We start from the raw sequence: 11900 nt of genomic DNA, 5'->3' as shown, positions 1-11900 counted from the left end.
GGGGTTCTTCGGCGCTGGCAAGTATTTAATTACAAAAAGAATCCATTCGAACACCAATTAAGCAAAAACAATGACAAATTGCGATTTAATGCGCAAAATGATAAAAAAAGAGGCAGTTTCCTGCCCCTTATCTCTCGTTAAATATAACGTTATTGCTTTGCTACGATATGGCTATTTTCCACATCCAGAGTAATTGGTTTTCCTGGCAATAGTTGGCCGGAAAGTATCTTTTGAGCTAATGGGTTTTCGATTTCCTGCTGGATAGCTCGCTTCAATGGCCGTGCACCGTAAACAGGATCGAACCCGACTTCTGCCAACATTTCCAACGCTTGCTGAGTAATCGTAACCTGATAACCACGTTCTTCCAGACGCTTGTATAAACGTTGCAATTGGATATCTGCAATCGCTGACAAATGCCGACGCCCTAATGGATGGAACACAACAGCTTCATCAATACGGTTAATAAATTCAGGTCTGAAATTATGGCTAACAATTCCCATCACTATATCTTTCATTTCATCATAATTTAGACTACCAAAACGCTCCTGGATCATGTCCGACCCAAGATTAGAAGTCATGATTACAACCGTGTTACGAAAATCGACAGTACGACCTTGCCCATCAGTCAATCGACCATCATCCAGCACCTGTAATAAGATATTGAATACATCTGGGTGCGCTTTTTCCACTTCATCAAGCAAAATAACGGAATAAGGTCGACGACGAACAGCTTCGGTTAAATAACCACCTTCTTCATAACCAATATATCCCGGCGGTGCTCCTACTAACCGTGATACGGCATGTTTTTCCATAAATTCAGACATATCGATACGTACCATTGCATCATCTCTGTCAAACAGGAAATTCGCTAACGCCTTGCACAACTCAGTTTTACCAACGCCAGTTGGACCAAGGAACAGAAATGAGCCAATCGGACGGTTTGGATCAGCTAATCCAGCACGACTACGGCGAATCGCATTAGAGATTGCATCGACTACCTCATCTTGACCAATAACACGTTTATGCAGCTCTTGCTCCATGCGCAACAGTTTATCTTTTTCACTCTCAAGCATTCTGGCAACAGGAATACCCGTCCAACGAGCAAGAATTTCTCCAATTTCCGCATCAGTAACTTTGTTACGAAGCAGTTTCATATGCTTACCTTCAGCTTGTGTGGCTGCGGCAAGTTGTTTTTCCAATCCAGGTATTTTTCCATACTGAATTTCAGACATCTTCGCTAAATCACCACTGCGGCGTGCCTGTTCTAAACTGATACGGGCATTTTCCAATTCCGCTTTTATGTACTGAGTACCCGTAAGTGCTGCTTTTTCCGCTTTCCATTCTTCTTCTAGTTCAGAATATTCTCGTTCTTTTACGAGTAGCTCTTCATTAAGCATTTCAAGCCGCTTTTTACTGGCATCATCAGACTCTTTTTTCAGCGCTTGCTGTTCCAACTTCAATTGGATAACCCGACGTTCCAGACGGTCCAGCGCTTCCGGTTTTGAATCCATTTGCATACGTAAACTGGCACCCGCTTCATCGATCAAGTCGATAGCTTTATCCGGCAACATACGGTCTGAGATATAACGATGAGATAATGTTGCTGCCGCGACAATTGCAGGGTCGGTAATTTGTACATGATGATGTAACTCATAACGTTCTTTCAGACCGCGCAAAATAGCGATAGTGTCCTCTACGGAAGGTTCTGCAACGTAAACTTTTTGGAAACGGCGTTCCAGCGCTGCATCTTTTTCAATATATTGACGATATTCATCCAGTGTTGTTGCACCAACACAGTGAAGTTCACCACGAGCCAAGGCGGGTTTTAACATGTTACCAGCATCCATTGCCCCATCAGCCTTACCTGCACCAACCATAGTATGCAATTCGTCAATAAACAGAATGACATTGCCTTCCTGTTTAGCAAGGTCGTTCAGCACACCTTTCAAACGCTCTTCAAATTCACCACGATATTTGGCCCCTGCTAACAGCGCTCCCATATCAAGGGAAAGGACTCGCTTATTTTTAAGCCCTTCAGGAACTTCACCATTAATGATCCGTTGAGCAAGCCCTTCAACAATGGCGGTTTTGCCAACCCCGGGTTCACCAATTAAGACGGGGTTATTTTTGGTACGGCGTTGTAATACCTGAATGGTGCGGCGAATTTCTTCATCACGGCCAATCACCGGATCAAGTTTGCCTTGTTCAGCGCGTTCAGTTAGATCAATAGTATATTTTTTCAGGGCTTGGCGTTGATCTTCCGCTCCCTGATCATCAACTTTTTCACCACCACGCATTTGTTCTATTGCTCTAGTGATTTTTTCTTTCGTTGCGCCAACAGCTTTCAATATGTCACTTAATGTGCCACGTTCTTCCAATGCTGCCAGAACAAATAATTCAGAGGAGATAAAATTATCCCCGGCTTTTTGTGCTAGTTTGTCACACAGATTTAAATGACGAACTAAATCATTGGATGGCTGTACATCACCACCAACACCCTGTACCCGCGGCAAACGTTCTAAAGCCAGCTCAAGCTGATTGCTGAAACGGCCCGCATCGATTCCAATTGACGTTAATAATGGGCGAATAGAGCCACTCTCTTGTTTTAACAGTGAACTCATTAAGTGAATTGGTTCGATGAACTGATTATCATGCCCAAGTGCAAGGGACTGGGCGTCAGCGAGAGCAAGCTGGAATTTATTAGTAAGACGATCCAGACGCATAACACCTCCAATACTGTTCAGAATTTTGCTACTGGAGATTAAATGAGGCCATTCCTCAAATATTCAAGGTTATTCTGAAAAGCAAATTGTAAGATATTCTCTTATGCGCCAACGGATCGCCCTACGGGATAGGTTATATCAGCCAGATTAAAGTTGCCATACGTCCGGTGATCCCATCACGACGATAAGAGAAAAATTTCTCTTTATTACTGACAGTACACTCACTCCCACCAAAAATCGCTTTCACACCTACAGATTGCAATTTTAATTTTGCCAACAAATAGATATCCGCTAAATACTTTTCACCAAAAGGTGTAAAAGCTTGACTCAAATCAGCATGCTGGATAGTGAATGCTTCCAAAACTTCATTACCAACTTCAAATTTTTTCGCGCCAATTGCCGGCCCTAACCAAGCTTGGATCTGATTAGGTTTAGCTTTAAATTGAGTGATCGTATTCTCCAATACACCAGCGCATAAACCTCGCCAGCCCGCATGGGCAGCCGCAACCTCATCACCAGCAGAACTGCAAAATAGTACAGGCAAGCAATCTGCTGTCATCACAGCACAAACCTGCCCAGGAATATTGGTATAAACAGCATCAGCTCTATTATCTTCCAGTGGCTGGTCATTGAGTCTCACAACACGCGTACCATGAACTTGTTCTAGCCAGACCGGCTGCTGAGGCAGTTCCGCCATTTTCGCTAAAATATGCCTGTTTTGTTCAACAATATCAGGTTTATCACCAACATGCTTACCCAGATTCAAGCTATCATAAGGTGACAAGCTAATTCCCCCTAAGCGGGTAGAACTACAGGCTTTTACTGTCGTCGGTTGTGGCCAGTTTGGAAAAATAAGTGCAGTCATTTACCAATCCATTTCGTCTTTAAACGCTTCCGCATCTGCTTTTAATGCTTTAATCAGCATAACCATATCTTCCGGTAATTCAGCATGCCATTCCATTTCAATGCCGGTTATCGGATGATAAAGACGCAGCATCGTGGCGTGCAATGCCTGACGATCAAAGTTACGCATTACCTCGCGGAACTCATCAGAAGCCCCTTTCAAAGGACGAGGACGACCACCATATAAAGGATCGCCCACCAATGGATGACTAATATGGGCCATGTGAACGCGTATCTGGTGTGTTCTGCCGGTTTCCAGTCTCAGCCGCAGACGAGTATGTGCCCTAAAATGTTCCATTACCCGATAACGGGTAATAGCCGGTTTGCCCATTGGATGCACCGCCATATGTGTTCGTTTTGTTGGATGACGAGAAATTGGCTCTTCAACAATTCCACCCGCCGTCATACGACCTGCCGCCACCGCTTCATACTCACGGGTAATTTCGCGTAGTTGGAGTGATTCGACTAAACGAGTTTGAGCGGGAACCGTTTTAGCAATGACCATCAGCCCTGTCGTATCTTTATCAAGACGGTGAACAATGCCTGCCCGAGGAACATCGGCGATTTCAGGATAATGATATAACAGTGCATTCAATATTGTACCATCTGGGTTTCCTGCTCCTGGATGGACGACCAAATCACGCGATTTGTTTATTACTAGAATGTCATCATCTTCATAGACAATATTTAACGCAATATCCTGAGGTTCCCAACGCGCATCTTCTTCAATGATGGCATCAATTGCAATTTCTTCACCGCCCAGTACTTTTTCTTTTGGCTTATTGATTAATTTGCCATTAACCTGAACTCTGTCATCCAAGATCCAATCTTTTATGCGTGATCTTGAATAATCAGGGAACAATTCAGCCAAAGCCTGATCTAAACGTTGACCGAGCTGGGATTCGGCGACTGTTGTATTAAGTCGTATTTGTTGTGCCATATATTGTTTCTACACTTACGTTGAGTTTTGACGGCAGAGCCGTTTAATTTAATATAGTGTGCTATTGTAACTCGATCTTTTGCCGGGAGCTTCATGGATAGTCTCCCAGAAAAACACTCAGAGGATAATCAACACGTGATGATACGCATGAAATATCTGGCGGCGGCCGCCACATTGAGCCTGGTACTTTCCGGGTGCTCTGGTAATAAAAATGCTGTCCCCGACAGCCCACCTGCGGAAATTTACTCTAAGGGTCAGGAAAAGCTGCAAAAAGGTAGCTATGGAGATGCGATCAAACAATTGGAAACCCTCGATAATCGCTATCCATTTGGCCCCTATTCGCAGCAAGTACAACTCGATCTGATTTATGCTTATTATAAATCCTCTGACTTGCCAATGGCTCTCGCTTCCATTGACCGCTTCATACGCCTAAATCCAACTCATCCCAACATCGATTATGTTCTGTACATGCGGGGATTAACTTCACAAGCCTTGGATAACAGTCTATTGCAAAGTTTCTTCGGCATTGGCCGCTCAGATCGTGACCCTGAACACGCCAGGGTAGCATTCAAGGATTTTAGCCAATTAGTACGCTATCATCCTAACAGCTTGTATACTGCCGATGCGATTAAGCGTTTAATGTTTACCAAAGAGCGCCTGGCAAAATATGAACTTTCTGTTGTGGAATATTATAACAAACGTGGTGCCTATGTCGCGGTGGTAAATCGAATTGAACAAATGTTACGTGATTACCCTGACACACAATCAACTCTGGAAGCACTGCCTTATATGAAAAAAGCTTATATACGTTTGGGTTTGACAACCCAGGCAGAGAAAGTAGCAAAACTCATTGCTGCTAATCCTGTATAAAGAAGCAGATAACAAAACAGCGGCACCGGCCGCTGTTTTGTTTTTACTTATAAAATCCAAAAAAGACTACTTATCAGCAGAGTTGAGAAAAACTCAACTTGTCAATAATGTCTCATTAGACTCAATCCCGCAATAAATATTCTTCGTATTTTTATCACTAATCACAATTACTTCAACTAGTTGCCCCACGTCTGGTTAAAAGTGATTTAGATCACCTTTTTCATGAAAAAGAAATGTATGCTGAAATTATTGAAGGTGGATAATCAATAATGAGAGGTAACTATATGATAGTGAATATTACCAGCAAACAAATGGAGATTACCCCGGCAATTCGCAACCACGTAGAAAAACGTCTAAGCAAACTAAATAAATGGCAAGTAAATCTGATAAATCCTCATATTATTCTATCAAAAGGGCCTCAAATTTTTAGAGCTGATGCAACCATAAGTATACCAAATGGTATGCTAGTTGCCGGTGCAAAGCATGAAGATATGTATATTGCTATCAATGAATTGTTAGCAAAACTGGAGCGCCAGTTGAATAAAGTACAGCATAAGGGAGAAGCACGCCGGACTGACAACAGTGTTAAAGAATCAAATCTTAACCTAGAAACACAACTAGAAATAGAACCAGAAATATCACAATAAAATAACAATGACTTGCCTCTAACGCGCCCAATTTGGACGCGTTTTTTGTTGACAGAAACAACAACATAAGGTTAATTAACAAAAACCACCATAAACCCTTGTCCAGTGCGGACGGGGATATAAAGCGAAAAGTCTAAAGGACTTTACAAGGTATTGACGAATTCAAAACGACGGGACTCGTCGTTTCTGCCCACTGGGCTGGTGTCACAGTATATCGTTTACACAAACTATGGATAAGAGAATATAATGAATACAAGCCTGTTTTTCTTTTCTTTCTTTTTTACTTTCTCCTGAGGGAGGCTTTTGTCGTTGGAAAAAGAATGAGAAGACGAACAACAAGCCTCCCCCCCGGGAGGCTTTTTTCTGTCCATTGCAAACCTATTATTATCAGAATGTGAATAACCCATTTAGGAACTCATTTATGGATCAAAATAATTTGCTGAACATACGGAAAAAAGTCAGCGAACTTGATTTAAAGTTGCTGATTTTACTAGCAGAGCGTCGCCAATTAGCTTCTGATATTGCACAAACTAAGTTACAAGATAATCGCCCCATCAGAGACAAGGATCGCGAACGAGAACTATTAGACATTCTAATCAAAACAGGAAAAAGCTACGGACTTGATGGTTTTTATATTTCTCGTCTCTTTCAGATGATCATCGAAGATTCCGTACTCACTCAACAAGCATTATTGCAGCAACACCTAAACCAAACACCTCACGATTCAGCGCGTATTGCATTCCTCGGTCCTAGAGGTTCCTACTCTCATATCGCAGCCCGTCAATATGCTGCACGCCATTTCAATCAACTAGTTGAATGTAGCTGCCATAAATTCCAGGATATCTTCTCCTTGGTTGAAACAGGCCAAGCGGATTACGGAATATTACCCATTGAAAATACTAGCTCTGGTTCCATCAATGATGTTTATGACTTGTTGCAACATACCAATTTGTCAATTGTGGGAGAAATAACTATTCCTATTGACCATTGCCTACTCGTTGCAAGAGACACAACGCTATCAGAGATCAAAACGGTTTACAGTCACCCTCAACCATTCCAACAATGTAGCCAATATATTAATCAACTCCCACATTGGAAAATTAAATATTGTGAAAGCACTGCCGCAGCGATGCAAGAGGTCGCTGAACAGAATTCACCAGAAATTGCAGCTTTAGGTAGTGAAGCGGGGGGTGCACTTTATCAGTTACAGGTTCTGGAACAGAATCTAGCAAACCAATCACATAATATTACTCGTTTCATTATTGTTGCCCGTCAGCCGATTGACGTTGCAGAACAGGTACCGGCCAAAACGACATTTATTATGGCAACCGGACAGCAGGCAGGAGCACTGGTAGATGCGCTAATGGTGCTGAAAAAACATAATATTATTATGAGTAAGCTGGAATCTCGCCCGATTAACGGAAATCCGTGGGAAGAGATGTTTTATATTGATGTACAAGCTAATATTCGTTCAATCAATATGCAACACGTCCTGAAAGCATTGGCGAAAATCACTCATTCATTAAAGGTATTGGGATGTTACCCAACAGAAAGTGTGATACCGGTTAACCCCTCCTGATTAAAAAGAACCGGATATTAAAATATCCGGTTCTTTTTAATTATTGGCGACTATCATTCGCTTGTTGAAGCAATACCCTGCTCTCTCTCATAAAATGAGGTGCATAATCACCAAACCATTCACTAACATCTTCAAAATTGCTGACAAAAGCCCGTTTGTCTTGGTTTTCCAATATCTCTAGCGCTTGCCCAAAACTTTGATGATAACGGCGTATAAGATCAATATTCTCTGGTGATGACATAATAATATCCGCGTAAAGCTGAGGATCTTGCGCAAATAACCGCCCGACCATGATCAGTTCCAAACGGTAAATAGGTGAGGATATTGATAACAATTGTTGTAAATCAACACCTTCCTGTGAGAGATATTGCCCATAAGCAAATGTCGTGAAATGGCGCAACGCCTGAATAAAGCTCATGTTTTTATCATGCTGTTCAGGGCTCATCTGATGCAAGCAAGCCCCCCAAATCAACAACTGTTCTAAAAACCATTGATAAGCTTCCTCTTGACGTCCGTCACAGTAAACAACAACTTGTTTTACCAAACTACCAACATCCGGCCCAAACATAGGATGTAGTCCCAACACTGGACCTTTATGCACATCAAGCATAGCTTGTAATGGTTGCTGTTTAACCGATGCCAAATCCACCAAAATGCAATGGTCAGGTAATGACGGTAAACGGTGAATAACCTCTTCTGTCAAATGAATAGGTACACTGATAATCACCATACCCACACCCGCCAGAATCTGCTCCGCGTTAGGCCAATCTTGCGATTCCAGATTTCTGACTTCATAACCAGACAAAGTTAACAAACGGCCAAATAGTTTCCCCATTTTGCCCAAGCCACCAACAATGACTATCGGCCCCAATTGAGGGCAAAGCGTTTTAAACCCTTTGTTATTCTCACTGGTGTAGGATTCCCGCATAATACGGCGCAGAATATCCTCAATTAAATCCGGTGGAACACCAAACTCTTCAGCCTCCTGCCGACGTGAAGCAAGCATCACCATTTCTCTGTCAGGCGCATAAATTGACAACCCATTCTGACTTTTTACCTCACCAATCTCTGCGACTAATTCCAGACGTTTTGCCAGCAAACCCAGCAAAGCTTTATCCACTTCATCAATCTTATCCCGCAATTGAGATAATTCAGCCGCCATATTTATTATCCCGCTTTTTTCAGTACTGTCATTCTTTGCGACAATTGCATGCTAATTTGCTGATGTAATTTTCTTAGAATTGCCTCTGTCGTCTGCCAACTAATACACGCGTCAGTAACTGATACACCATATTTCATTTCACTACGCGGTTGTTCAGAAGATTGGTTACCCTCATTAATGTTGCTTTCCAACATAATGCCAGTAATAGAGAGATTCCCTGAAATGATCTGATCCACAACAGAATCCACAACCAAACTTTGGCGACGAAAATCCTTATTAGAGTTACCATGACTGCAATCAATCATCAAGGATGGTAATAATTCAGACTGCATCATTTGCTGTTCACATTCCATTACATGTTGGGCGCTGTAATTAGGGGTTTTACCACCACGCAAGATAATATGCCCATTCGGGTTTCCTTGCGTTTGTAATAAACACACCTGCCCCGACTGATTTATTCCCACAAAACAGTGTGGCATAGCGGCTGCACACATCGCATTAATTGCGGTGCTCAAGCTACCATCAGTCCCATTTTTGAAACCAACAGGCATAGATAAACCTGAAGCCATTTCCCGGTGTGTCTGCGATTCTGTGGTTCTCGCACCAATTGCAGACCAACTGAATAAATCCCCCAAATATTGTGGGCTATTCGGATCTAAAGCTTCTGTTGCAAGAGGTAATCCCATTTTAACCAAACTAAGTAGTAAGCGACGAGCAATATGCAGGCCAGCTTCCACATCAAATGAACCATCCATGAATGGATCATTAATAAGACCTTTCCAACCCACTGTTGTACGAGGCTTTTCAAAATAGACACGCATGACGATGTACAAGCTATCACTCAATTCAGCAGAAAGGGCGGCCAGACGGTGAGCATAATCCAGAGCCGCATCCACGTCATGAATAGAGCAAGGACCACACACTACCAGCAAACGGGGATCACGGCGCTGAATAATATCCGCAATTGTTTTACGTGCATTTGCAATAGCATGCAGATCATCATCACTCAGTGGGTATTGTTGCTTTAATTCTTTTGGAGTGATAAGAATTTGCTCACCACTGATGTGAACGTTATTAAGTGCATCTCTTTGCATGAACATTTTGATTTTCTCCTCAAGTTATCATTCTGTACTCATTTGTTTTTATGCATTTGACTAATAACATATCACGCATCGTAAAGAATACAATCCAAAAGTGTAAACAAATCCAAAACACTGTAAATTATTTTTTACAAAAAATGAAAAAGGAGTCAATTCAACGATAAATCTATTCTAGAACTAATTAATAAGACCAAAATTATTTCATATAGAAAAATATTAGAAATGGTTATCTTAAAATAAGATTAATATGAAAATACAAAAGGCAATATTTGAATCAATATTTTATGATCGTTAATATTTTATTTTTCCATTTAAAATCATCAGATAAAAAATATATTTATCTCATTTCTATTATTAAAAATAGGTAATATCAATAATCGCAGTTTATATTTCATATAAAGTTACCGAATGCACCCATAAAATATTAAACTATATCCAACTCGTTTTTTCATTAATTTATTAAGAGAAATAATGATATGACTACAGCTCGTTATAGAATAATTGGATGCGTATTGTCTAGCACTCATCATGAAAAGAATCTGTGCCATCAACGCCTATTATGTAGGTTATATTGTGATGAAAAAGTTTATACCCGTTATCTTTCAAGCTGCCTCTTTGTTGGCTGCACTCACTCACCCCGGTCACATAGTTCTCTATGCTCCCGAGGATTCGCTCCCTTGCCGTCGCGATGCAACTCGAAATCTATTAGGTATATATCACTCTTTTAAACTCAATACACTAGAAGCCGGAAAATCCGGCCTCTTTATTAAAATATCTGTTACAAAGACTAAAATATTTGTTACAAAGCTTGCTGTAAAAAAGCAATTAATTCCTGATTAACTTTATCGGGTTGCTCCAATGTGGAAATATGCCCTGCATCCTGGATAATAATATGATCACAGTGCAATATTTCAGCCATCAAATAACCCTCCAGAGGCGGGCGAGGCGTATCTTGTTCACCTGTAATCACAAGTGAGGGAATATCTAATTTTTCCAACAAATGAGTTCTATCTTCACGCCCAAATATTATTCTACCTAACGGAACAATACTATTACGCAATATTTCCGCAGGAATGGCAACCAGACGCTGAATTAATTCATCAACTAAATGCTGAGCAGGTTGCTGACTAAAGAAAGCTGGCACTATTAGCTGTTGCAAAACAGCTTGAGGAATTGCACCAACCTGCTCTATCGCATCCAACATCGCAAAGTATTTTGTATGAGTCACCTCAGGTTCTAATCCGACAAAAGTATCCATCAAAATCAGTGCCTTAACTCTGCCCGGTACCATGGCTGCCAACTCAGTTCCCCACATGCCACCAGCAGATAAGCCAATAATAGCAAATTCTTTAATGCCAAGTTGATCCATCAACGCCAGGTAATCCCGAGCTAAATCAACCAAAGTGCTATGTTGTTCTGGTAGCTCTGCCGAGTTTCCATGTCCCCAGAGATCAGGAGCAATCACCCGGTATTGTTTACTTAATACCTCGATCTGAGGCTCCCACATAGTAGAATCAAACAAATAGCTATGCCCCAGTAATAACGGGAAACCTTCACCTTCATCTCGGTAAGCCATTGTTTTGTTATGTATTTGAAAAGTTTTCAAAGCAAATCCTTATAGTCAGTTAATCACGTTTGAAATTATTCTAAAACTCTCAAAATAATTGTCTTTAAGATTATTACGATCTGATAATAATGTATTGCCGAATAATTTATCGATGACTAAAAAACTGCCCGTATTTAGCCTGATTCTTCATTACAATAATTAAAAATACAACAGAGCCAAAACCAAATTGATGACCACGCCCGCAAAACGCGGTTTTAAGTTGACAAGTAAAAATCCCCCTTCATAGAAGGGGGCATTGATTTCGCCCCAGAGGGGCGCTATTAGTTCAGACTCTCAGAGCCTTCACTTCACATCCCTTTCAGCGATAATTGATTGTCCTCATGTTCGTGCTTCTCTTGGTACTTCACAT

Annotated in this window: 10 protein-coding genes and 1 other annotated feature; of the genes, 4 read left to right on the top strand and 6 right to left on the bottom strand. The window is 41.3% G+C overall.

What is annotated here, in order from left to right; all coding sequences use genetic code 11:
- Positions 1-149: 149 nt before the first annotated feature.
- The 3 genes from clpB to rluD form a co-directional block, all read right to left on the bottom strand.
- On the bottom strand, positions 150-2723 hold the full coding sequence (clpB, locus tag KZ793_RS21040) for an ATP-dependent chaperone ClpB (RefSeq protein ID WP_225817089.1): 2574 nt from the start codon (positions 2721-2723) through the stop codon (positions 150-152).
- 133 nt (positions 2724-2856) lie between these two features.
- Positions 2857-3588, bottom strand: coding sequence for a purine nucleoside phosphorylase YfiH (yfiH, locus tag KZ793_RS21035; RefSeq protein WP_225817088.1), 732 nt, complete (start codon positions 3586-3588; stop codon positions 2857-2859).
- Positions 3589-4566, bottom strand: coding sequence for a 23S rRNA pseudouridine(1911/1915/1917) synthase RluD (gene rluD / locus KZ793_RS21030; RefSeq protein WP_225817087.1), 978 nt, complete (start codon positions 4564-4566; stop codon positions 3589-3591).
- Between the two features lie 138 nt (positions 4567-4704).
- Here rluD and bamD point away from each other — a divergent pair, with 138 nt between their 5' ends.
- The 3 genes from bamD to pheA all read left to right on the top strand — a co-directional run bounded on the left by bamD (position 4705) and on the right by pheA (position 7662).
- A complete protein-coding gene (gene bamD / locus KZ793_RS21025) occupies positions 4705-5436 on the top strand; it encodes an outer membrane protein assembly factor BamD (RefSeq protein ID WP_225817092.1) in 732 nt (243 codons plus the stop codon).
- 284 nt (positions 5437-5720) lie between these two features.
- Complete coding sequence (gene raiA / locus KZ793_RS21020) at positions 5721-6083, top strand: ribosome-associated translation inhibitor RaiA (RefSeq protein ID WP_225817091.1); 363 nt, start codon at positions 5721-5723, stop codon at positions 6081-6083.
- 245 nt (positions 6084-6328) lie between these two features.
- Positions 6329-6448 (top strand) — a sequence feature (Phe leader region).
- A gap of 56 nt (positions 6449-6504) precedes the next feature.
- Positions 6505-7662, top strand: coding sequence for a bifunctional chorismate mutase/prephenate dehydratase (gene pheA, locus KZ793_RS21015; RefSeq protein WP_225817086.1), 1158 nt, complete (start codon positions 6505-6507; stop codon positions 7660-7662).
- A 40-nt stretch (positions 7663-7702) separates the two neighbouring features.
- Here the strand turns inward: pheA and tyrA are convergent, their stop codons facing one another.
- Complete coding sequence (tyrA, locus tag KZ793_RS21010) at positions 7703-8824, bottom strand: bifunctional chorismate mutase/prephenate dehydrogenase (protein ID WP_225817085.1); 1122 nt, start codon at positions 8822-8824, stop codon at positions 7703-7705.
- A 5-nt stretch (positions 8825-8829) separates the two neighbouring features.
- Entirely contained in the window at positions 8830-9924 is a 1095-nt protein-coding gene (locus KZ793_RS21005; RefSeq protein ID WP_317987491.1) for a 3-deoxy-7-phosphoheptulonate synthase, read from the bottom strand.
- A gap of 528 nt (positions 9925-10452) precedes the next feature.
- Between KZ793_RS21005 and KZ793_RS21000 the strand changes: the two genes are divergently transcribed.
- A complete protein-coding gene (locus KZ793_RS21000) occupies positions 10453-10764 on the top strand; it encodes a hypothetical protein (protein ID WP_225817084.1) in 312 nt (103 codons plus the stop codon).
- Here the strand turns inward: KZ793_RS21000 and KZ793_RS20995 are convergent.
- Positions 10724-11530: an alpha/beta fold hydrolase gene (locus KZ793_RS20995; RefSeq protein ID WP_225817083.1), complete on the bottom strand. Its 807-nt coding sequence runs from the start codon at positions 11528-11530 to the stop codon at positions 10724-10726. The two genes, KZ793_RS21000 and KZ793_RS20995, sit on opposite strands and share 41 nt — an antisense overlap.
- Positions 11531-11900 lie beyond the last annotated feature (370 nt).

Source organism: Photorhabdus antumapuensis (assembly GCF_020387775.1).
GTDB classification, from domain to species: domain Bacteria; phylum Pseudomonadota; class Gammaproteobacteria; order Enterobacterales; family Enterobacteriaceae; genus Photorhabdus; species Photorhabdus antumapuensis.
Note: the sequence above shows the minus strand (reverse complement) of the source record. Positions and strands in the feature narration are given on the sequence as shown.

Bases quoted from the DNA above. Each gene is read 5' to 3' on its own strand.
- clpB (WP_225817089.1), bottom strand. From the start codon at position 2,723: ATGCGTCTGGATCGTCTTACTAATAAATTCCAGCTTGCTCTCGCTGAC.
- yfiH (WP_225817088.1), bottom strand. From the start codon at position 3,588: ATGACTGCACTTATTTTTCCAAACTGGCCACAACCGACGACAGTAAAA.
- rluD (WP_225817087.1), bottom strand. From the start codon at position 4,566: ATGGCACAACAAATACGACTTAATACAACAGTCGCCGAATCCCAGCTC.
- bamD (WP_225817092.1), top strand. From the start codon at position 4,705: ATGATACGCATGAAATATCTGGCGGCGGCCGCCACATTGAGCCTGGTA.
- raiA (WP_225817091.1), top strand. From the start codon at position 5,721: ATGATAGTGAATATTACCAGCAAACAAATGGAGATTACCCCGGCAATT.
- pheA (WP_225817086.1), top strand. From the start codon at position 6,505: ATGGATCAAAATAATTTGCTGAACATACGGAAAAAAGTCAGCGAACTT.
- tyrA (WP_225817085.1), bottom strand. From the start codon at position 8,824: ATGGCGGCTGAATTATCTCAATTGCGGGATAAGATTGATGAAGTGGAT.
- KZ793_RS21005 (WP_317987491.1), bottom strand. From the start codon at position 9,924: ATGTTCATGCAAAGAGATGCACTTAATAACGTTCACATCAGTGGTGAG.
- KZ793_RS21000 (WP_225817084.1), top strand. From the start codon at position 10,453: ATGAAAAGAATCTGTGCCATCAACGCCTATTATGTAGGTTATATTGTG.